Raw genomic sequence first — 21,626 nt, 5'->3', positions numbered from 1 at the left:
CGTCCGACGCCCAACCCGTCCGACACGCCTAGTTGACGTTCACCGCGCTCCAGGTGGCCGCCACCGCGTTGTACTCGGCGCCGCCCTGGCCGTACAGGTCCGCCGCCGCGCTCAGGGTGGCCGCGCGGGCGCCCGCGTAGTCGGTGGTGGAGGTGAAGTAGACGGTCAGCGCGCGGTACCAGATCTGCGCGGCCTTGTCCCGCCCGATGCCGGCCGGCGTCGAGCCGTCGGCCGTCGGGCTGTTGTAGCCGAAGCCGTTGACGGTCTTCGCGCCGCTGCCCTCGGACAGCAGGTAGAAGAAGTGGTTGGCCACGCCCGACGAGTAGTGCACATCCAGGTTGCCCACGTCCGCCGACCAGTAGTCGGCCGACTGGCCGTCCTTGGAGGGCTGGTCCATGTAGCGCAGCGGGGTGCCGTCGCCGTTGAGGTTGATCAGCTCGCCGATCCAGTAGTTCGGCGGGTTGGAGGGCAGGTCGGCGTACCACTCGACCATCGTGCCCATGATGTCGGAGGTGGCCTCGTTGAGGCCGCCGGACTCGCCCGCGTAGTTGAGGCCGGCGGTGGCGGCGGTGACGCCGTGGGTCATCTCGTGGCCGGCCACGTCGATCTCGGTCAGCGGGTGGCTGTCTCCCGAGCCGTCGCCGTAGGTCATGCAGAAGCAGTTGTCGTCCCAGAACGCGTTGGTGTAGTTGGTGTCGTAGTGCACGCGGCTCGCGGCGCCGACGCCGTCGTCGCGGATGCCGTTGCGGGTGAAGGCGCTCTTGTAGAAGTCCCAGGTGGTCGCCGCGCCGAACTGGGCGTCCACGGCGGCCGATTCGCGGTTGGAGACGGTTCCGTCGCCCCAGCTGTTGGTCGGGTTGGCGAACAGGGAGCCGTTGCCGGCGGTCCCGTTGTTCATGTCGCTGGTGGACTGGCCGCCACGGGTGTCGTCCTGGAGCCGGTACTGGCCGCCGCTCTGGACGGTGTTCAGCTGGACGCTGCCGACGAAGACGCCGTTGCCGGGACCGGAGACGGTCTGCACCTGCTCGTGGCTGGAGAGCACCTGGCCGGTGATCGCGTCGGTGACCAGCAGCTGTCGGCTCGGGGTGCGGTTCGCGCGCACGCCCTCCACGACGGTCCGGTACGCGAGCCGCGGTTTGCCGTCGCTCGCCCACACCACCAGCTCCGGCGTGCCGGTCCGGTGCACCTGGGTCAGCGGGGACTCGTCGGCGTCCCCGGTGATGCCGACGGTGGCCCGTATCGCGCCGGTGGCCTGCGCGGCGGCCTGGTCGACGGGGATCCGCGGGGTGAGGCTCGGCAGGCTGATCCGCGCGGAGACGGCCTTGTCGACCTTCTTCACCGAACCGTCGGCCTTCTGATGGACCACCAGATCGCCACCGAGCACCGGCAGGCCGGCGAAGGTGCGCTCGAAACGGAGGTGGCGGGTGCCGTCGGCGTCCACCACGGCGTCCTTCGCGACCAGCTTCTCCTGGCCGCCCAGCGCGAGGGCCTTGGCCAGCGGTCCGGCCTGGCCGTTCGCCAGCGCGATCATGGCGGCGTGCTGCCGGGCGGCCTGCGCCTGGAGGGCGGGGGCCGGGCCGGCCTGGGCAGTGGCGCTCACCTGGACGACACCGGTGAGCAGGGCGGTGGCGGAGAGCACGGCGACGGTCGCAAGCTTTCGCTTCACGTGCGAGTCCTTCCGGGAAACCGCGTCGGTACGCGGTCGCACCACGTCCCCGGGGCCGGGTCGGCACCTGTGGGGCGGAACGGGCGCTGACGTGCTGCGCCCCGTACGGTCGAGCGGCAGAGCACCGGGGGTGGGGGTGGTGGCTACCGAACGGGACTGGCGAGAAGCATGACAATCCGGCATTTGAAATGACAGGCCCGGCTCAGGCATTGGCCAGGTCTCGCCAGCCGGGGAAGGCCTCCGACGGGGTGACAAAACGGGTCAAACACACCCGCTTTGCCGTGGGTTTCCGTGCGAACCGCACCGCCCCGCCTGCGCTGATATCTGATCTATCGTCAGATATTCGACGATCATGATCGAGCTGGCGCCGTTTTACACGACTGTAGAACTTCCGATACGGAGTCTTGACGTCCGCTTGGCGAGGTCCCGCCACCGGCCGCCCTTGTCCACCGTCAGGACGTCTGCTACACGCGCGGTTCCGGAGCCGGACCGCGGTCGTGGGCGGTCGGCGAGCAACGGTCGTCGCCGGATGCGGCGGTGGTGTTCGGGCAGGGGAGGTCGGCATGGCCGAGATCGAGGTCCCGGGGCCTGAGCCGGAGTGGGAGACGGCTCCGTCGCACCAGGGCGGGAAGCGCAATCCTGCGTTCCGGCAGAGCATGTGGGAGTTCGCCGCCATTGCGGTGATCTTGCGAGGACGTCACCCGTTTGAGTGAGTTCGCAGTCATGCGGCTGTGGTCGATGAAGCCTTGCGAGGACGATCGACCTTGGACCGCCCGATTCTGCTGAATTCCCAACAGGGTTAGGTCAATGATCGACGTCGGCAGGACAGGACGGAGGCCCCGATTGACGACCTCAAAGACCACGCACCGGCGTTCCTTCGGTAGGATCGCGCGCTTGTGTCGCATGGTCGTTGCAGTGGCGATTGCGATGCTCTCGATCGGCGCAGGCAGCGTCGCGCGGTCTGCCCCACTGTCTCCGGCGCCGTCGCAACCGGGTGTTGCGGCGTCGCCTGGCTGCGAGACATTCTTCCCGTCGCCCTACGAGGTGTGCGGCGCGATCCTGGACAAGTACAAGGCGCTGGGTGGCCCACAGAGTTTCCTACTGCTGCCGAAGTCCAACGAAAGGCCGGCGCCGGACGGCGCCGGGGCGTTCTCTGAGTTCGTGGGCGGCAACATCTACTGGTCGCCCTCAACAAGCGCGCACCCTGTCGCTCATGACTTCCTCACCAAGTGGGGACAGTACGGGTACGAGGCCGGGTTCATGCGATACCCCACCACCGACGAGATCGTGCTTGGCGACGGCGTCAGCCGCCGTCAGGAGTTCGAGGGTGCGTCTATCTACTTCAGCTTCGTCACCGGTGCGCACGAGGTGCACGGTCTGATTCGGCAGGCATGGGTTGATCTCGGGGCAGAGACCAGCTTCCTGGGCTTCCCCACTTCCGATGAACAGGACACCCCACCCCAGCACAGCCCCTGGGGCGGCCGCGAGAGTCTGTTCCAGACCGGAGTGGTCACCGCGAACCTCACCAACAACTCCACCCACGTCGGCAACTGGTCGATTTATCCCACGCCGGCTCCGGCAGGGCTGACGCGAACCATGCCGACGGCGGACCGCCTGCCCGCCCTGCGTGCACAGGACCTACCCGAAGCCACGGTTCCGACCGGCCGTGCGGTCAAAGCGGGCGACGGGTGCCCGGAGGGAACGACCGATTACAGCAAGATCAACAAAACCGAATGGAACTGCGAGAGCGTCTCGGAGGACCTGAGCTACTACGAGGTGATGCTTCGCAAGGGTGAGGCGCGCGGAGCGCGTATCGATGACGACAGTGCTGAACCGGCCAAGACGGCGGGATTCGGACGGCTGCACGCGGGCGAGGACCACAACATCGGGCCCCACACGATCCAGCTCATTGCGCGAGACTCGCAGTACTGCTCGCCGCTGGGCTACCAGAATCGATGCTCGTACACGATGGCGTTCCATTTCGACAAGGACTTCATCGACAACATCACCGTAGTCGTCCAGCAGCACGCAGACACCGAAGGCAGGTCACCCGACAGCCATGACCTCGGAGTCGTCACCGCGTACTGCGGGATCGGTAATCCCGCCGACCACCGCAGGGGCTACTGTCGCGATGACATCCCCCCGCCGTTCAACGGCGGCAAGAAGCACTGACACACCCGCAGCCGTCGCCGGGACAAACGGGCTTCAGCACCCTGTGGAAATCTGTGGTGGTGCCCGGAACCGGGGCGTGTACGGCGTTCAAGGCCCGGAACCCTGGAACGCGATCCCTCGAAATATCCCGAAGCGGAGACGAGCTTGCGGGATTCCCTGCCAGCAGGGGTTTGGACCTTTCTCGCCGTATTTGATGCAGAGCGCGAAAACCGTGGTCAACCAACGCTGGAGTTCGACACGGAGGTGCTGACATGGGGGTCCCGGGGGGGTAGCCCGGGCCCCCATGCTATTGGCTCGCTGCCTTGCGGTCTGGGCAAGTCCCTGATTATCCATCAGATGGACCGCCTCGGAGCGCCGGTCACGGCGTCTGCAACAGCACAGCGGCCTATTGCTTGAGCCCGGTGAACCCATGCGGTCACAGCACTGGCCGAGCAACTCCGACGCCGGACCGTGGTCGTGGGCGGTCAGTGAACCGGTGACGAGCCGGCCGGTGGCGCGGTCGTGCCGGACCGCCCGGGTCGTCGCCGGGCGGTCTCCGGCCGACCAGGCGATGACGCCTCCGACGCTCCGGCCGCCGTGCCGTTCGAGGCCGAACCGGCCTTCGCGGGTGCCGTTGACGGACTCGATCAGCCGGCGGACGGACTTTCAGCAACCCCCGCCGGGACGTGGGGCGCCCCGACCCGGCTCACGCCCCGACCCGGCTCACGCCCCGACCCGGCTCACGCCCCGACGCGAGGCCGTACCGGCCGTAGCGCGCAGGCGGCCAGCGCCCGCCCCACCTCGCGGATGGCGTGCACCGCCGCCCGCTCGGTGCTGGGGCCGAGCGCCGTGTCCCAGTGCGCGATCACCGCGTAGGCGATCCGGCGCGCGCCCACGACGACACCCGCGTCCGCCCGTACCCCGGTGTCGGTGCCGGTCTTGTTGGCCACCAGCAGGCGGCCCGGCAGCGGCTCGGGGAAGCAGGGCGCGTACGGGTCGTGGTCGATCAGCGCGGGGACCAGACCGTGGTCGGTGTTGGACCGCATCCAGTCCAGCAGCCGGGCCGAGGCGGCCGGCGAGGCCATCTCGCCGCGCACGGCCAGCGCGACCAGCCGGGCGAGGTCCCCGGCGGTGCCGGTGGCGAACACCGGCGGCACGCCCGGCCCGCGTTCGTCGCGCACCCGGTCGTGCAGGGTGAGCCGGGCCAGCCCCAGCTCCCGGGCCAGCCGCCCGGTGGCGGGCAGGCCGACCAGCCGCAGCAGCGCGTTGGTCGCGGTGTTGTCGCTGACCGAGGCGGTGAGCCAGGCCAGGTCCTCGACCGTCCAGCCGGGGCGGCCGAGCCGCCGCAGCAGCCCGGTGCCGCCCGTCACATCGGTGTCGGTGATCTCCACCGGCCGGCCGGCGTGCAGTTCCCCGGTGTCCAGCCGCCGGGACACCTCGGCGAGCAGCAGCAGCTTGGACGCGCTGGCGACCGGCAGCACGACATCGGCGTCCACGCCGACCGTCCCGTCACCCCCGAAGCCGCCACCACCGTCGTCGAACCCGCCGCCGCAGCCGAACCCTTCGCCGACGGCGTCCACGTCCACGGCGGCGACGGCGAGGGTGAGCGGCAGGGCCGCCGCACTGCGGGCGGCGGCCGCCACCTGGGCGAGACTCATCGGACCCGCACCACCTCTCCGGCCCGCACCGAGGTGGGCCGGCCGTCGCGCACCGCGATCCGCCCGGCCACCACGACCGTGTCCACGCCCTCCGGTGCCAGCAGCGGCCGCTCGAAGGTGGCGGCGTCCCGGACCGCGTCCGGGTCCAGCACCACCAGGTCGGCCACCGCGCCGTCGCGGATCACCCCGCGGCCGGTCAGCCGGAACCGTTCGGCGGGCAGCCCGGTCATCTTGTGCACCGCGAGTTCCAGCGGCAGCAGCCCCTCGTCGCGGCCGTAGTGGCCGAGCACCCGGGCGAAGCTGCCCGCCCAACGGGGGTGCGGGCGGCCGGGTTTGGGCACCCCGTCCGAGCCGATCATGGACAGCGGGCTGGCCAGGACCCGGCGGACGTCGTCCTCGCGCATCGAGTGGCTGATGATGGTCACCTCTCCCTGCGAGTCCAGCAGCAGGTCGCAGACGTACTCCACCGGGTCGATCCCGCGGTCGGCCGCCAGGTCGGCGATCCGGTGGCCCTCGGCCGAGCGGCGCGCCGGGGCGGCGGCCACCGCGATGAGGTCCCAGCCGCCGTTGCCGACGGTGTTCTCCCAGCCCGCCACGCCCTGCGCGATGTCCGTCCGGATCCGCTCGCGCACCTCCGGCCGGCGCAGCCGCTCCAGCAGCGCGGCCACCCCGCCCTCGCTGGTCCACGGCGGCAGCATGGCGTGCAGCACGGTACTGCCCGCGGTGTACGGATAGACGTCGCAGAGCACGTCGATCCCGTCCGCGCGGGCCTGCTCCAGCCGGGGGAGGGTGCGCAGGGTCGCGCCCCAGGCGTGCCGGCCCGCGGTCTTGTGGTGCGACACCTGGAGCGGCGCGCCGGACCGCTCGGCGATCTCCAGCGCCTCCTCCAGGGCCTTCTCCACCTGCGACATCTCGTCCCGCAGATGGGTCACGTACGGCTTGCCGTGCCGCGCGGCGACCCTGGCCAGCGCGACGATCTCCTCGGTGTCGGCGTAGGTGCCCGGCGGGTAGATCAGCCCGGTGGAGAGCCCGGCCGCGCCCTGGGCCAGGGCCCGGTCGAGCAGTTCGCACATGGCGGCCAGCTCCTCGGGCCGGGGCGGGCGGGCGTCGAAGCCCATCACCCCGGCGCGCAGCGTGCCGTGACCGACCAGCGAGGCGATGTGGTTGCGCCGCAGCTCGGGCCGCTGGCCGGCGGCGAAGGCGTCGAAGTCCTCGGCCGGCCGGACCGGCCCGATGCCGAAGGTCACCCGCAGGTGTTCGGCCAGCTCGGGCAGCCGCTGCGGCAGCGCGGGGAAGAGACTGCTGCCGCAGTTGCCACTGATCTCGGTGGTGACGCCCTGGAGCAGCGGGGCCAGCCGCAGCTCCTCGACGGCGTCGTCGTCCGCGGCCGTGTGCGCGCCGACCGGTGCGGCCAGCGCGTCCGAGTGGGTGTGCACATCGATGAAGCCGGGGGTGACGATCCGTCCGGTGGCGTCCACCGTCCGGGCCGCGGCCACGGCGGTGCCCGGCGGCAGGACGGTGACCCGCCCGCCGGAGACCGCGAGGTCGGCCGGACGGGCGGCGGCGCCGGTGCCGTCCACCAGGGTGCCGCCGCGGACCAGCAGTTCCACGTCGGAGATGCCCACGATCGCCCCCATCACAGCACCGTCGAGAGAAAGGCCCGGGTGCGCTCGTGGCGCGGGGCGGTGAACACCTCGTCGGGCCGGCCGGCCTCGACGACCGCGCCCTGGTCCATGAAGAGCACCCGGTCGGCGACCTCGCGGGCGAACCCCATCTCATGGGTGACGACGATCATCGTCATCCCGCTGCGGGCCAGGTCGCGCATCACCCCGAGCACCTCGCCGACGAGTTCGGGGTCGAGGGCGGAGGTGGGCTCGTCGAAGAGCATCACCGTGGGCTCCATGGCCAGCGCGCGGGCGATCGCCACGCGTTGCTGCTGGCCGCCGGAGAGCTGGCCCGGGTAGTGGTCGGCGCGGTCGGCCAGCCCGACCCGGCGCAACAGCTCGCGGGCCTGCTGCTGGGCCTCGGCCCGGTTGCGGCCCTTGACGGCGACCGGGCCCTCCATCACGTTCTGCACGGCGGTACGGTGCGGGAACAGGTGGAACCGCTGGAACACCATGCCGATCCGCTCGCGCTGGCGGCGGATGTCCCGGGGCCGCCGCTCGCGCAGCCTGGCTCCGGCCGGGCTGCCGTGCGGCTCGTAGCCGACCAGCTCGCCGTTGACCGCGATCCGCCCGGCGTCGATCTTCTCCAGGTGGTTGAAGCAGCGCAGCAGGGTGGACTTGCCGGACCCGGAGGGCCCGATCACACAGAGCACCTCCCCGGCGCGGACCTCCAGGTCGATGCCGCACAGCACCTCGGTTTCGCCGAAACGTTTCCGCACGCCGCGTGCCGAGAGAATCAGGTCATCGTCCGTCGCGACCGTCACTGGTCCGCCCCCTTCGTCTTCTCCGCCGTGTTCGCCGCGGCGGGCTTCTTCGCCCTGAGGGCCTTCCCCGGCGCCCCCTGAGCCCTGGTCCGCCCCGGTACGAGGTTCCCCAGCACCCGCCGCCGCAGCGGCCGGGCGGACACCCCGGGGCTGAACCGCCGCTCCACCGCGTGCTGGGCGACGCTGGCGATGGTGGTCAGTACCAGGTACCAGATCGACGCCACCACCAGCAGCGCGATCACCTCGAAGTTGGCGAGGTAGAGGTGCTGGGAGACGGTCATCAGATCGGCGCCGGCGATGACCGAGACCAGCGAGGTGGTCTTCAGCATCGAGATGAACTGGTTGCCGAACGGCGGGATGATCACCCGCATCGCCTGCGGCAGCACCACCCGGAAGAGGATCTTCGGGTTGGACATGCCTAGCGCGGCGGCGGCCTCGCGCTGCCCCGGGTCCACGCTCTGGATGCCGGCCCGGACGATCTCCGACATATAGGCGCCCTCGTTGATCGACAGGCCCAGCAGCGCCGCCACGAACCCGGTGATCAGGGTGTTGGACTGCCAGCTGACCAGCTTGGGTCCGTCGAACGGGATGCCGATGCTGATCTCCGGGAAGAGCAGCGCCAGGTTGAACCAGAAGATCAGCTGCACCAGCAGCGGCGTCCCCCGGAAGAACCAGGTGTACGCGCCGGCCGTCATCCGCAGCACCGGGCTGTCGGACAGCTGCATCACCGCCGCCACCACACCGATCACGATGCCGACCAGCTGCGAGATCAGGGTGAGCTGGACGGTCACCCAGAGCCCCTCCAGGATCACGCTGTCGAACTGGTACTCGGCGATGATGTCCCAGTGCAGGTTGGGGTTGACGATGACCGTGTAGGCCAGCCAGACCGCGATGAACGCGGCGGCCAGCACCGCCAGCCAGCGCCCCGGCCGGGGGCGTCCGGTCACCTGGAGGGTCAGGTCGTCCTCAGCCGGCGCGGCGCCGGAGCCAGGGAGCGCGGCTTCTCTCATATCGGTGCTCATCGCCGTTCTCACTGCCCGGCGGTGTTGACGGTGGCGCGGGTCACGGCGCTGCCGCCGACCTCGTACTGGTCCAGGATCTTCCGGTAGTCACCGGACTCGATCAGCTCCTGGAGCGCGCCCTGCACGGCGTCCCGCAGCCCGCTCTCCTTCTTCGCCACCGCGATGCCCCACGGCGCCGTCCCGTACTGCTCCGGCAGCACCTGGTAGGAGCCGTTCTTCTGGACGAACATCTGCGCCACCGGGTAGTCCACGATGGTGGCCACCGCCCGTCCGCTGTCCAGCTGGAGCAGCCCGGTCGGGGCGTCCTCGCTCTGCGAGATGTTCATCTTGGTGGCGCACTTGGCGTTCTGCTGCTCGCCGATGTCCAGGTTGGAGCTGCCCTTGGCGAGGACCACGGCCTTGCCGCACAGGTCCTCCAGGGACTTGATCCCCTCCGGGTTGTCCTTCTTGGTCATCACGACGCCGCCGGTGCGGAAGTAGTCCACGAAGTCGACGGCCTGGCGGCGCTGCTCGCTGTCGGTCATCGAGGACATCACCAGGTCGAACCGGCCGGCCTGGAGGCCGGGGATCAGCCCGTCGAAGGACGCGTTGGTCATCTCCAGCTTGAGCCCCAGCCGCCCGGCGATCGCCGCGGCCAGGTCCGGGTCCACCCCGGTCAGCTCGGTGGTCCCGGGCTTGTACATCTCCATCGGCGGGTATCCGACGGCGGTGGCCACTCTCAGCACACCGGCCTGCTTGAATTTCGCGGGCAGCGCCTCGGCGCCGCTCTTTCCGGCGGCACCCTGGGCCCCGGCCGGAGCCGGAGCGGTGCCCTGGTCGGAGCGCCCGCAGGCGGTGGCCGCCAGGGCCACCAGAGCCAGCGCGGCCAGACAACGCAGAGGACGGGGGCGGTTCATGGCATCTCCCTCGGGCGGTGACGGTGCGCCGATGCTGGCAGCCCGGTCCCGGTGAACGGAAGATGATGAAGCTATTGCTCTCTGACCAACGAATTTCGTATTGCTCCCCCCCCCCCCGGGGTTCAGGCCTCCACCCCGCCTCCGGGAAAACGCGACGTGCCGGCCGAGAGGCTCGGCCGGCACGTCGCCGGGTACCGCGGTTCGGAGCGGCGGCTCAGGCGCGGGCGCCCTCCGTGGCGTCGGCGGCGTGCGGCGTGTCGCCCGTCCCGCCCTCGGCGGTGAGCTCATGCTTGACGGCGTCCAGCGAGGGGTTCTGCCAGGCGCTCCGCAGGCCCCAGCGGTAGAAGGCCAGCGCGAGCACGGCGACGATCAGCAGGTCCCAGCCCTCGGGCAGGTAGCCGTGTCCGCCGAAGTCCGCGCTGCCGGCCCAGGAGACCCCGGCCATCACGAACAGGTAGGCGATCATCCAGACGCCGGCCTTGAGGTGCGGCTTGAGCTCGGCCCACGGCTTGCGCAGCTCGTACCAGGCCCAGATCGGCAGCCCGGCGGCCATCAGCAGGATCACCTTGCCGGTCAGCGGCCAGCGCGCCCAGTACAGCACCAGCGAGCCGAAGACCATGGCGGTCGGGGCGATCACCGGCATCGCGCGGAGCCTGACCGGGCGGGGCAGCTCGGGGGCGAGCCGGCGCAGCGCCATCACGGCGACCGGGCCGGTGATGTACGAGATCACGGTCGCCACCGAGACGATCTCGGCCAGGGAGCCCCAGCCGCGGAAGACCGCGAGGAAGAGGAAGGCGATGAGGAGGTTGAGCAGCAGCGCCGGGCGCGGGATGCCGGTCTTGGGGTCCACCCGGCCGAAGACGGCCGGCAGGTGGCCGTTCTCCTGCACCCCGTGGATCATGCGCGAGGTGGTGGCGGCGTAGATCATGCCGGTGCCGCTGGGCGAGACGAAGGCGTCCGCGTACAGCAGCAGGGCGAGCCAGTTCAGGCCCCAGGCGATCGAGAGGTCGGCGAGCGGCGAGGTGTAGGCGAGGCCGCCCCAGCCCTGGGAGAGGTCCGCCGTGGGGACGGCACCCAGGAACGCGATCTGGAGCACGACGTAGATCACCAGGGCGATCAGGATGGAGCCGATCACCGCCATGGGCAGCGACTTGCCGGGGTTACGGGCCTCGCCGGCCAGGTTGAGCGGGGACTGGAAGCCGTTGAACGCCCAGACGATGCCGGAGACGGCGACGGCCGTGAACACCGCGCTCCAGCCGTTCGGGGCGAAGCCGCCGTGGTCCTGGAAGTGCGAGGTGTCGAAGTGCGCCAGCAGCAGGGCGCTCGCGGTCAGTGTGGGGACGACCACCTTGAACACGGTGATCGCGGTGTTGGTCTTGGCGAAGAGCGTGATCGCGAACCAGTTGAGCGCGAAGTACCCGACCAGCAGCACGCCGGCCACGGCCACCCCGCTGACGGTGAGCTCCTGTCCGTTGAAGAGCCCCTGGGCCCAGCCGAAGTGCCAGGAGCTCATGTACTGCACGGAGGCGGTGGCCTCGCCGGGGATCACCGAGACGATGGCGATCCAGTTGGCCCAGGCGGCCAGGTAGCCGGCCAGCGAGCCGTGCGAGTACTGGCCGTACCGCACCATGCCGCCGGCCTTGGGGAACATCGACCCCAGTTCGCTGTAGGTGAGCGCGATGGTCAGCGCCACCGCCGCCCCGATCACCCACGCGACGATCGAGGCCGGTCCGGCCAGGCGCGCGGCGCGCTCGGCGCCGAACAGCCAGCCCGAGCCGATGATCGACCCGAGGCCGACGGCCGTGAGGCTGATGGTGCCGAGCGAGCGGCGGTAATGCGTATGGGATGCCGTCCTCGGCGCGGGCGCGCTCAACGTATCGGTCCTCTGTCTCATCAGGTCCGGACAAACGGACACAGCTTATGGTGGGAAATCGGGCGAAATCCTCATATAAAGCTCAAATGGCGCAATTGTTGCCATCTTGTGTCCGCCACCCGGGTGCTTTCGTGGTACGGGCGGGCTGCCGCCGAACGGGCGTGCCACGCACTGCCCTTGGCCGTCGGCGACGGCGTCGGCAGCGGCGTCGACGGCGACGACCGGGCCGGCCGTGAAAACCGGGCCGACTGCCGCGACGACGGCTGTGACAACGGCTGTGACAACGGCCACGGCCACTGCCACGAGGCCGGGAAAACGAAAATTCCCCGCAGGTGCTCTTACGAGCTCCCACGGGGAATCACTCTGTGTCCGAGGGGGGACTTGAACCCCCACGCCCGATAAAGGGCACTAGCACCTCAAGCTAGCGCGTCTGCCATTCCGCCACCCGGACAGGGTGTGTGCTTCGGGGTCTTCCTGCTCGCCCCCTCGGCGACAGAGAGAACATTACCAGGGTTCTGGAGCGCTTCTCACCTGCGTTTCCTCGGTGCGGGCCGATGGGGACGGCAGGGCTGGCTGGGCTGGGAGGGATGGGTCGAGGGCCTGATCGAAAGCGGGGCGAAGCGGTGGTTCGGGTGAACCAAGCGGTCGGGTTGGGGGCGGACGGCGGTCGGTACCGGACGGGAACGGTCCGACCCGGGCAAGTTGTCGACGGAGCCGCGTCCCCGTGGACGGCTCTCCTAGCCTCTGTGAACCGAGGGCGCCATGAGCGGAACGCCTGATTCCCGGCGTCGCGGACGAAGGGCGGCTGGACGTGGAGCAGATCAACGGGGCGGCGAAGGCCGAGCCGAGACGCGGGGAGAACGGGCCCGTCGAGGGGGTGTGGCGGTTCCCGGTGCCGGCGGTGGAGGCGTCGGTGCCCCGGACCAGACACGCGGTGCGCGACCGGCTGCTGGCCCAGGGCATGGCGGGGGTGCGCTACCAGGAGCTGGTGGACGACCTGCTGCTGATCGTCTCGGAGCTGGTCGGCAACGCGGTCACGCACGCCGCGCGGCTCTCGCCGGAGGTCACCACCGAACTGTCGGTCCGGGAGGGCTGGGTGCGGGTCTCGGTCGAGGACGGTGACCCCTACCGGCCGAAGGCCCTGGAGAGCGACACCGGGCGGACCGGCGGGCGCGGGCTGCTGCTGGTGAAGAGCGTGACCCTACAGGCTGGCGGGGTCTGCGACGTGGAACGGACGGGGGAGGGCGGCAAGGTGGTCTGGGCCTCGCTGCCCATCCCCCGGGAGGAGACCGGGTAGCGGTCGGCTACCAGTCGCGGCCGGCGATTTCCCGGATGCCGGGCAGGGCCGCCTCGAAGACGGTCTCGAACCAGACCGAGAACGGGCGCTCGGCCCGCAGCTCGCGCAGTTCCTGCGCGGTCACGAAGGCGAAGTCGTCGACCTCGTCCGGGTCGGGCTCGACCGGGGCGGTGATCAGCCCGACGAACAGGTGGTTCCACTCCCGCTCGATCAGGCCGGAGGTCTCGTCCGGCAGGTCGTAGCGGACGGTGCCGGCCTCGCAGAGCAGCGCGGGTGCGGCGCCCAGCTCCTCCGCGGTGCGGCGGGCGGCGGCGACGAACGGCGGCTCGCCGGGGTACGGGTGGCCGCAGCAGGTGTTCGACCAGACGCCGGGGGAGTGGTACTTGCAGAGGGCCCGGCGCTGGAGCAGCATCCGGCCCTGGCGGTCGAAGAGGAACACCGAGAAGGCCCGGTGCAGCCGGCCGGGCTGCTGATGGGCCCAGAGCTTCTCGGCGGTGCCGGTCGTGACGCCCTCGTCGTCGACCAGCTCCAGCAGGATCTCGGTGCCCGATCCCGCCCCGGCCGAGGCCCGGGGGCCGGCCGTCACCACGGTCTCCACGTCGGTCTCCACGTCGAGACCGGTGTCGATCTCGGAGGTGAAGTGCGTCGGGTCGGTCGGCGGACTCTGGGGCATGAGGCCTCTTTCGGGAGCAACGGGAGCACCGGTGCCGGCGTCATGCTCCAGTCTGCCGTATGGGTGGCGGTCCGGACGGGTCCCACGCACAACGAGGTCGATCATGACCGTTCCCGACCGCTTCCGAGCACGCGGACAGGGCAGCTCCCCGTCCGCGCAGCCCCCCGGCCGCGTTCGGGCCGGTCGCCCCGGTCGCCTACCATCACATACGACACGGTGCCCGCATCTGCGGCGGCACCGGCGCGCCCGCCCACCCGGCCGGCCCAGCAGGCCGCCCGGCAGCAGGCGCAGCAGCGCACTGCACGACGGATCAGGAGACCCCGCATGATCGGCCTCGTTCTGGCAGCCGGCGCCGGCCGCCGGCTGCGCCCGTACACCGACACGCTGCCCAAGGCGCTGGTGCCGGTCGCCGGGGAGCGGACCGTCCTGGACCTCACTCTCCGCAACTTCGCCGAGGTCGGCCTCCGGGAGGCGGCGATCGTCGTCGGCTACCGCAAGGAGGCGGTCTACGACCGCAAGACGGCGCTGGAGGAGAAGTACGGCGTCCGGCTCACCCTGGTCGAGAACGACAAGGCCGAGGAGTGGAACAACGCCTACTCCCTCTGGTGCGCCCGCGACCTCTTCGCCGAGGGCCTGCTGCTGGCCAACGGTGACACCGTCCACCCGGCCTCCGTCCAGCGGACCATGCTGGAGGGCAACCAGCGCCTCACCGAGGCGGGCGCCGCGCCGGGCATCCTGCTCGCCCTCGACACGGTGAAGAAGCTCGCCGACGAGGAGATGAAGGTCGTCGTCGACCCGGCCGCCGGCATGCGCCGCATCACCAAGCTGATGGACCCGGTCGAGGCCAGCGGCGAGTACATCGGCCTCACCGTGATCAACCCGTCCGCCGCCGCCGACCTCACCGACGCGCTGCGCGCCACCTACGAGCGCGACCCGCAGCTGTACTACGAGGACGGCTACCAGGAGATGGTGAACCGCGGTCTGCGGATCGACGTGCAGCCGATCGGTGAGGTGTCCTGGGTCGAGGTCGACAACCACGACGACCTGGCGAAGGCGCGGGAGATCGCGTGCCAGTACTGACGAGGCTGGTCCCGTCGCCGGTCTTCGTCGAGATCCGTCCGGGCGCGCTGGACACACTCGGCGGCATCCTCGCCGACCAGCGGCTCTCCGCCTCGGGCCGGATCGCGGTGGCGATCAGCAACGGCTCGGGGGCGGTGCTGCGGACGCGGCTGGAGCCGGCCCTGCCGGGCGCCGACTGGTACAACGTCGACGACGGCAGCCTGGACAGCGCGGTGCGGCTGGCGGACGAGATCCGCGGCGGGCACTACGACGCGATCGTCGGACTCGGCGGTGGCAAGATCATCGACGCCGCCAAGTACGCCGCCGCCCGGGTCGGCCTGCCGCTGGTCGCGGTCGCCACCAACCTCGCCCACGACGGCATCTGCTCGCCCGTCTCCACGCTCGACAACGACGCCGGCCGGGGTTCGTACGGGGTGCCCAGCCCGATCGGGATCGTGGTCGACCTCGACGTGATCCGGCAGGCCCCGCCGCGCTTCGTGGCGGCCGGGATCGGCGACGTCATCTCCAACATCTCGGCCTGCGCGGACTGGGAGCTGTCTCAGGCCGTGACCGGCGAACCGGTGGACGGACTGGCCGTCGCGATGGCCCGCTCGGCCGGTGAGAACCTGCTGCGCCATCCCGGAAACCTCCAGGACCGGGACCTCCTTACGGCCCTCGCGGAAGCCCTGGTACTGTCCGGCATCGCGATGAACATCGCGGGCAGCACCCGGCCCTCGTCGGGCGCCTGCCACGAGATCTCGCATGCCCTGGACGTGCTGTATCCCAAGCGGTCCGCCCAGCACGGCGAACAGGTCGGCCTCGGGGCCGCCTTCGCCAGCTTCCTGCGGGGCGAGCACGAGCTGACCGGTCTGATCGTGGAGCGCCTGGCGTACCACGGACTGCCGGTGACCGCCGCTCAGATCGGCTTCACCGAGGCGGAGTTCACCGAGGCGGTGCACTACGCTCCGAACACCCGTCCGGGCCGCTTCACCATTCTTGAGCACCTCGACCTCTCCCCATCCGCAATCAGGGACGCGTACGCCGACTATGTCCAAGCCGTCAACAGCTGACCGCCCGACCGGACCCTCCGCCGGCGGCCCCGACCGGCCCCCGGTGGACCTGACCCGCCGCCCCTCGATCGAGGAACTGCGCGCGGTGATCCACCCGGAGGGCATGCTCCAGCGCCGCAGCGCCGAGCACTGGGCCGGCCGCCTGTACATGCGGAAGATCTCACTGCGGATCACCCGTGTGCTCTCCACCAAGACGGCGATCACGCCCAACGGCCTGACCTACCTGATGATGTTCACCGGCATCCTGGCCGGTGCCGCGCTGATCGTCCCGGGTATCACCGGCGCGATCCTCGGCGCCCTGCTCATCCAGGTCTACCTGCTGCTGGACTGCGTGGACGGCGAGGTGGCCCGCTGGCGCCGGCAGACCTCGCTCACCGGCGTCTACCTGGACCGGGTCGGCCACTACATGTCCGAGGCCGCCCTGCTCACCGGTCTCGGCCTGCGCGGCTGCGACCTCTTCCACCGGGCGGGCGGCGCGGCGCACTGGGAGTGGGCCTTCCTCGGCACGCTCGCCGCGCTCGGCGCCATCCTGATCAAGTCCGAGACCGACCTGGTGGACGTGGCCCGCGCCCGCAGCGGTCTGACGGCGGTCGAGGACAGCGCCTCGGTGCCGCGCTCGTCCGGGGTGGCCAAGGCCCGCCGGGCGGCCTCCTTCCTCAAGTTCCACCGGCTGGTGGGCGCCGTCGAGGCCTCGCTGTTCATCCTCGCGGCGGGTGTCGCCGACGCCGTCCACGGCGGGCTGTTCTTCACCAGGCTCGCGGTGGTCGTGCTGGCCGCCATCGCCATGCTGCAGACCGTGCTGCACCTGCTGAGCATCGTCCTCTCCAGCAGGCTGCGGTGACCGCGGTGAGCGGCCCGGCCGCGGACACCTTCCGGCTCGGCGCGGTGATCATCACCATGGGCAACCGCCCCGCCGAACTGAACGCCCTGATCGAGTCGGTCCGCGCCCAGGAGGGCCCGGAGGTCGAGCTGGCCGTGGTCGTCAACGGCGCCCCGATGCCGCCGCTCCCGGCGGGCGTGCGCGCCGTCGAACTGCCGGAGAACCTCGGCATCCCGGGCGGCCGCAACGTCGGCATCGAGCTGTTCGGCCGCGACGGCCGGGACGTGGACGCGGTCCTCTTCCTGGACGACGACGGCCGGCTGCCGGGCACCGACTCGGCCCGGTTGCTGCGCGAGGCCTTCACCGCCGATCCGGAGCTGGGCATCGTCAGCTTCCGGATCGCCGACCCCGACACCGGTGTCACCCAGCGCCGGCACGTGCCCCGGCTGCGCGTCGGCGACCCGCTGCGCTCGTCCCGGGTGACCACCTTCCTGGGCGGCGCCGCCGCCGTGCGCTGCACGGTGTTCGAGCAGGCCGGCCAGCTGCCCGCCGAGTTCTTCTACGCGCACGAGGAGACCGACCTCGCGTGGCGCGCGCTGGACGCCGGCTGGGCCGTCGACTACCGGGCCGACGTGGTGCTGCACCACCCGACCACGTCGCCCGCCCGGCACGCCTCGTACTTCCACAATGTGGCCCGCAACCGGGTTTGGCTCGCGAGGCGGAACCTTCCGGCCCTGTTGGTGCCTCTCTACCTGGGAACCTGGTTTCTGCTCACCCTGGCCCGACGCCCCTCCCCGGAGGCGCTGAAGGCCTGGTGGGGCGGGTTCCGGGCGGGCTGGCGCGAACCGTGCGGTGCGCGGCGGCCCATGCGATGGCGTACCGTTTGGCGACTGACCAGGCTGGGCCGGCCACCGGTCATCTGATCCGTCCGATGACCGTACCGCCGGTCGATCGGGCGGTCGTACTGCCGTACGGTCGGCCGATCGCTGCGGCCGGTGACCACACACCGGCCGGATTCCCCCCGTGATCCCAGTGGATCCCCCTCGGCGCACGGCCGGCGGACCCCCGCCGACCGGCCGCCCCGACCCGATCCCGCGCGAAGGACGAATGTGTCGACAGTGAGTGAACCCGTCAGCCTCTCAGCCCCGAGGGGGGCGGACGCGGGCCTGACCCCCAAGCAGCTTGCGGACAAGTACGGCTTGGCGGTGAGCGGCAGACGGCCCGGTCTGGTCGCCTACACCAAGCAGCTCTGGGCCCGGCGCCACTTCATCTGGGCCTTCGCCACCGCCCGCCTGGTGGCCCAGTACACCGACGCCAAGCTCGGCCAGCTCTGGCAGGTCGTGACGCCGCTGCTGAACTGCGCGGTGTTCTACCTGGTCTTCGGTGTGATCCTGAACAACAAGGACGGATTCCCGAAGTACGTCGCGTGGCTCTGCATCGGCGTGTTCGTCTTCCAGTTCACCCAGAGCGCGGTGCAGTCGGGCACCCGGGCGATCTCGGACAACCTGGGCCTGATCCGCGCGCTGCACTTCCCGCGCGCCTCGCTGCCGATCGCCTTCACCGTGATCCAGCTGCAGCAGCTGCTGATCTCGATGGTCGTGCTGGTCGTGGTCGTGCTGGTCACCGGCGTCAAGCCCAGTGTCACCTGGGTGCTGGTCCTGCCGGCGCTGCTCCTGCAGTCGATGTTCAACACCGGTGTCGCGCTGATCATGTCCCGGATCGGGGCCAAGACGAGTGACATCTCGCAGCTGATCCCGTTCGCGATGCGGGCGTGGATGTACCTGTCCGGCGTGATGTACAGCATCCAGGACAAGATCGACAGCTGGCCGCCGTTCTGGCAGACGCTGATGCAGATCAACCCGGCCTCGGTCTACATGGACCTCATCCGGCACGCCCTGGCACCGGAGATCTACAACAAGCACGTCTACGGCGCCAACGCCCAGGAACTGCCGGCCCACCTGTGGAAGTACGGCATCGGCTGGGGGCTCGGAATGCTGCTGATCGGATATGTCTTCTTCTGGAAGGCCGAGGAGGAGTACGGCCGTGGCTGACACCGACCTGAGCAAGAACCTCTCGATCAACGACGCGGACGTGGCCCGCGAGCCCACCGTGGTCGTCGACGACGTGCACATCGTCTACCGGGTGCACGGCGCGGGCTCCGGCAAGGGCAGCGCCACCTCCGCGATCAGCCGGATCATCAGCCGCAAGCGCGCCTCCGGCGTGCGCGAGGTGCACGCGGTGCGCGGGATCAGCTTCACCGCGTACAAGGGCGAGGCGATCGGTCTGATCGGCTCCAACGGCTCCGGCAAGTCGACCATGCTGGCGGCCATCGCCGGTCTGCTGCCGACCGAGAAGGGCGGCATCTACACCAACGGCCAGCCCTCCCTGCTGGGCGTCAACGCGGCCCTGATGAACGAGCTCACCGGCGAGCGCAACGTCGTGCTCGGCTGCCTGGCGATGGGGATGTCGCCGGCCGAGGTGCGGGCGCGCTACGACGACATCGTCGACTTCTCGGGCATCAACGAGAAGGGCGACTTCATCTCCCTGCCGATGCGCACCTACTCCTCCGGCATGGGCGCCCGTCTGCGGTTCTCCATCGCGGCGGCGAAGACCCACGACGTGCTGCTGATCGACGAGGCGCTGGCCACCGGCGACCAGGCGTTCCAGCAGCGCAGCAAGAACCGCATCACCGAACTGCGCAAGGCCGCCGGTACGGTCTTCCTGGTCAGCCACGACAACAGCTCGATCCGCGAGGTCTGCGAGCGGACGATCTGGATCGAGCACGGCGAGCTGATCATGGACGGGCCGACCGAGGAGGTCGTGGGCCGCTACGAGCGCGGCGAGCGCCCGTAACGCCCACCGGGCCCCGTACGGGAGGGCCGGTACCGGGAACCACCCCCGGCACCGGCCCTCCCGCCGTCTGCGCGCCTCCGGTACGCCCCCGGGCGGCCCTCGGCCGGCCGGGTGAGCGCCCCTGCGCCGGGCGGGGCGCCCTTCTCCCGCGCGGCGGGTGGTGTCAGGCTGTAGACGCGGGGGTTGTGTGCTGGACGTGACGCCATACTCGGACGCGTGTCCGAGTCGGACCGGTGATCCAGAGCGGTGTAGAACGGGGGAGTGACAGCAGTGTCGGCTTCGGCCCAGCCCAGTAGTGAACCAGCGGACCGTTCGACGGGGGTGACGCTGGACAAGGCGGCCGCGGAGAACTTCCCGGTCGCCCCGTTCTTCCTGCCCGCCGCCTGGCGCGACGACCTGATGGCCGTCTACGGCTTCGCCCGCCTGGTGGACGACGCCGGCGACGGCGACCTGGCCGACCCGGCCGGCGCGGCCCGGCTGCTCGGGGTGGCCGAACAGCCCCCCGCCGCCCCTTCGGCCCAGCCCGGCCCGGCCGAGACCGCCTTCCGGCTCGCCCTGCTCGACGGGCTGGAGCGGGACCTCGACCGGGTCTTTGAGGCCGCCCTGCACCCCGGGACCGCCGAGGCCCCCCGCCACCCCCTGCTGCGCGCCCTCGTCCCGCTGGTCGACCGGCACGGCCTGACCCCGGAGCCGTTCCGCCGCCTGATCGAGGCCAACCGGGTGGACCAGACCACCGCCCGCTACGCCACCTACCAGGACCTGATCGGCTACTGCACGCTCTCCGCCGACCCGGTGGGCCGCCTGGTGCTGGCCATCGCGGGCGTCTCCACCCCCGAGCGGATCCGGCTCTCCGACGAGATCTGCAGCGCCCTCCAGATCGTGGAGCACCTCCAGGACGTCGCCGAGGACCTCGCCCAGGGCCGGATCTACCTCCCGGAGGAGGACCTGACCCGGTTCGGCGTCACCGAGGAGGAGCTCGCCGCCCCCGCCGCGAACGGCGCGGTGCGCGAGCTGATCGCCTTCGAGGCGGACCGGGCACGCACCCTGCTCGACCACGGCGCGCCATTGGTAGGTACGGTTCGGGGGAGGCTTCGACTGCTCCTGGCGGGATTCACCGCAGGCGGCTACGCGGCCCTGGCGGCCATCGAGGCCGCCGGGTACGACGTACTCGCCCAGCAGGCGAAGCCTGACAAGCGCCGCCTCGCAGCGAAGGCGGCGGCCATCTTCGCGAAGGGAAGGTGAACGCCCGAGTGGCGGCATCACCACTGGCGTCGGCGCAGGTCATGGCGGCATACCGGTACTGCGAGGCAGTCACCGGGCTACAGGCGCGCAATTTCAGCTACGGCATCCGTCTGCTGCCGGAGCCCAAGCGGCTGGCCATGTCGGCCCTGTACGCCCTGGCCCGCCGGGTCGACGACATCGGCGACGGGGACCTGCCCGCCGACCGCAAGGCCGAGGCCCTGCTGCGCACCCGCGGGCTGCTGGGCGAGATCCGCGCCGGGGCGGTCGCCGAGGACGACACCGATCCGATCAAGGTCGCCCTGGCGGACGCCGCCCGGCGCTTCCCGATCCCGCTCGGCGGCTTCGACGAACTGATCGACGGCGTCGAGATGGACCTCAAGGGCGCCGAGTACCAGACCTACGAGGAGCTGAAGGTCTACTGCCGCTGCGTCGCGGGCGCGATCGGCCGGCTCTCGCTCGGCGTGTACGGCTGCGACGACCCGGAGCGCGGTGCCCGCTACGCGGACACCCTGGGCCTGGCGCTGCAGCTCACCAACATCCTGCGCGACCTGCGCGAGGACGCCCTGAACGGCCGTGTCTACCTGCCCGCCGAAGACCTGGCCAGGTTCGGCTGCGAGCAGGGCTTCGCGCTGCCCAGGCCGCCGATCGGCGCCGACTTCACCGGCCTGGTGGCCTTCGAGGCCGCCCGCGCCCAGGCCGCGTTCGAGGAGGGTCTGCGGCTGCTGCCGATGCTCGACCGCCGCAGCCGGGCCTGTACCGCCGCGATGGCCGGGATCTACCACCGGCTGCTCGGCCGGATCGCCGCCGACCCGGAGTCGGTCCTGCGCGGCCGGGTCTCGCTGCCGGGCTGGGAGAAGGCGTATGTGGCGCTTTCCGGGCTCGCCGGGGGGCGTTCTTGATTCTCGCCACAGTTCTGTC

Annotated in this window: 19 protein-coding genes and 1 tRNA gene; 11 read left to right on the top strand and 9 right to left on the bottom strand. The window is 71.0% G+C overall.

From position 1 onward, the window contains the following. Positions 1 to 28 precede the first annotated feature (28 nt). The gene (locus tag ACIO5D_RS03270; protein ID WP_400793756.1) at positions 29 to 1,666 is read right to left on the bottom strand and encodes a M4 family metallopeptidase; all 1,638 of its coding nucleotides are present in this window, start codon (positions 1,664 to 1,666) and stop codon (positions 29 to 31) included. A gap of 563 nt (positions 1,667 to 2,229) precedes the next feature. Here ACIO5D_RS03270 and ACIO5D_RS03265 point away from each other — a divergent pair. Beyond that, the gene (locus ACIO5D_RS03265) at positions 2,230 to 2,379 is read left to right on the top strand and encodes a hypothetical protein (protein ID WP_400649269.1); all 150 of its coding nucleotides are present in this window, start codon (positions 2,230 to 2,232) and stop codon (positions 2,377 to 2,379) included. A 202-nt stretch (positions 2,380 to 2,581) separates the two neighbouring features. Continuing rightward, the gene (locus tag ACIO5D_RS03260) at positions 2,582 to 3,838 is read left to right on the top strand and encodes an LGFP repeat-containing protein (protein WP_400649267.1); all 1,257 of its coding nucleotides are present in this window, start codon (positions 2,582 to 2,584) and stop codon (positions 3,836 to 3,838) included. Between the two features lie 719 nt (positions 3,839 to 4,557). Here ACIO5D_RS03260 and ACIO5D_RS03255 read toward each other — a convergent pair. The 7 genes from ACIO5D_RS03255 to ACIO5D_RS03225 all read right to left on the bottom strand — a co-directional run bounded on the left by ACIO5D_RS03255 (position 4,558) and on the right by ACIO5D_RS03225 (position 12,145). Next, positions 4,558 to 5,475 (bottom strand): serine hydrolase, encoded by a 918-nt coding sequence (locus ACIO5D_RS03255; protein ID WP_363611704.1) that lies wholly within the window; start codon positions 5,473 to 5,475, stop codon positions 4,558 to 4,560. After that, complete coding sequence (locus ACIO5D_RS03250; protein ID WP_400793755.1) at positions 5,472 to 7,112, bottom strand: amidohydrolase family protein; 1,641 nt, start codon at positions 7,110 to 7,112, stop codon at positions 5,472 to 5,474. The genes ACIO5D_RS03255 and ACIO5D_RS03250 overlap by 4 nt, the downstream gene beginning before the upstream one ends. After that, the gene (locus ACIO5D_RS03245; protein ID WP_363611780.1) at positions 7,112 to 7,876 is read right to left on the bottom strand and encodes an amino acid ABC transporter ATP-binding protein; all 765 of its coding nucleotides are present in this window, start codon (positions 7,874 to 7,876) and stop codon (positions 7,112 to 7,114) included. Before ACIO5D_RS03245 ends, ACIO5D_RS03250 begins: the two co-directional genes overlap by 1 nt. Positions 7,877 to 7,899: 23 nt before the next feature. Next, positions 7,900 to 8,925, bottom strand: coding sequence for an amino acid ABC transporter permease (locus tag ACIO5D_RS03240; RefSeq protein WP_400649261.1), 1,026 nt, complete (start codon positions 8,923 to 8,925; stop codon positions 7,900 to 7,902). A gap of 8 nt (positions 8,926 to 8,933) precedes the next feature. After that, a complete protein-coding gene (locus tag ACIO5D_RS03235; RefSeq protein ID WP_363611710.1) occupies positions 8,934 to 9,821 on the bottom strand; it encodes an ABC transporter substrate-binding protein in 888 nt (295 codons plus the stop codon). 214 nt (positions 9,822 to 10,035) lie between these two features. After that, positions 10,036 to 11,694: an APC family permease gene (locus ACIO5D_RS03230; RefSeq protein ID WP_363611712.1), complete on the bottom strand. Its 1,659-nt coding sequence runs from the start codon at positions 11,692 to 11,694 to the stop codon at positions 10,036 to 10,038. A gap of 366 nt (positions 11,695 to 12,060) precedes the next feature. Next, a tRNA-Leu gene (locus ACIO5D_RS03225) sits at positions 12,061 to 12,145 on the bottom strand. Between the two features lie 360 nt (positions 12,146 to 12,505). Between ACIO5D_RS03225 and ACIO5D_RS03220 the strand changes: the two genes are divergently transcribed. Then, on the top strand, positions 12,506 to 12,991 hold the full coding sequence (locus tag ACIO5D_RS03220) for an ATP-binding protein (protein WP_400793754.1): 486 nt from the start codon (positions 12,506 to 12,508) through the stop codon (positions 12,989 to 12,991). Positions 12,992 to 12,998: 7 nt separating this feature from the next. Here ACIO5D_RS03220 and idi read toward each other — a convergent pair whose 3' ends face one another. Continuing rightward, the gene (gene idi, locus ACIO5D_RS03215; RefSeq protein ID WP_400793753.1) at positions 12,999 to 13,664 is read right to left on the bottom strand and encodes an isopentenyl-diphosphate Delta-isomerase; all 666 of its coding nucleotides are present in this window, start codon (positions 13,662 to 13,664) and stop codon (positions 12,999 to 13,001) included. 324 nt (positions 13,665 to 13,988) lie between these two features. Here idi and ACIO5D_RS03210 point away from each other — a divergent pair, with 324 nt between their 5' ends. The 8 genes from ACIO5D_RS03210 (at position 13,989) to hpnD (ending at position 21,607) form a co-directional block, all read left to right on the top strand. After that, on the top strand, positions 13,989 to 14,744 hold the full coding sequence (locus ACIO5D_RS03210; protein WP_363611716.1) for a phosphocholine cytidylyltransferase family protein: 756 nt from the start codon (positions 13,989 to 13,991) through the stop codon (positions 14,742 to 14,744). Further along, a complete protein-coding gene (locus ACIO5D_RS03205; protein ID WP_363611718.1) occupies positions 14,732 to 15,793 on the top strand; it encodes an iron-containing alcohol dehydrogenase family protein in 1,062 nt (353 codons plus the stop codon). Before ACIO5D_RS03210 ends, ACIO5D_RS03205 begins: the two co-directional genes overlap by 13 nt. A gap of 103 nt (positions 15,794 to 15,896) precedes the next feature. After that, complete coding sequence (locus ACIO5D_RS03200; RefSeq protein WP_400793960.1) at positions 15,897 to 16,634, top strand: CDP-alcohol phosphatidyltransferase family protein; 738 nt, start codon at positions 15,897 to 15,899, stop codon at positions 16,632 to 16,634. A 56-nt stretch (positions 16,635 to 16,690) separates the two neighbouring features. Then, on the top strand, positions 16,691 to 17,536 hold the full coding sequence (locus tag ACIO5D_RS03195; protein ID WP_363611787.1) for a glycosyltransferase: 846 nt from the start codon (positions 16,691 to 16,693) through the stop codon (positions 17,534 to 17,536). 186 nt (positions 17,537 to 17,722) lie between these two features. Further along, on the top strand, positions 17,723 to 18,664 hold the full coding sequence (locus ACIO5D_RS03190) for an ABC transporter permease (RefSeq protein WP_363611720.1): 942 nt from the start codon (positions 17,723 to 17,725) through the stop codon (positions 18,662 to 18,664). Then, positions 18,657 to 19,466: an ABC transporter ATP-binding protein gene (locus ACIO5D_RS03185; protein WP_363611722.1), complete on the top strand. Its 810-nt coding sequence runs from the start codon at positions 18,657 to 18,659 to the stop codon at positions 19,464 to 19,466. Before ACIO5D_RS03190 ends, ACIO5D_RS03185 begins: the two co-directional genes overlap by 8 nt. 321 nt (positions 19,467 to 19,787) lie before the next feature. Further along, positions 19,788 to 20,708, top strand: a complete 921-nt coding sequence (gene hpnC / locus ACIO5D_RS03180; protein WP_363611724.1) for a squalene synthase HpnC — start codon at positions 19,788 to 19,790, stop codon at positions 20,706 to 20,708. A gap of 41 nt (positions 20,709 to 20,749) precedes the next feature. Beyond that, a complete protein-coding gene (gene hpnD, locus ACIO5D_RS03175; RefSeq protein ID WP_363611789.1) occupies positions 20,750 to 21,607 on the top strand; it encodes a presqualene diphosphate synthase HpnD in 858 nt (285 codons plus the stop codon). Positions 21,608 to 21,626 lie beyond the last annotated feature (19 nt).

Source organism: Kitasatospora sp. NPDC087315 (assembly GCF_044744345.1).
GTDB lineage: Bacteria > Actinomycetota > Actinomycetes > Streptomycetales > Streptomycetaceae > Kitasatospora.
The sequence above is the reverse complement of the archived record's forward strand: the minus strand, read 5'-3'. Positions and strand labels throughout refer to the sequence as shown.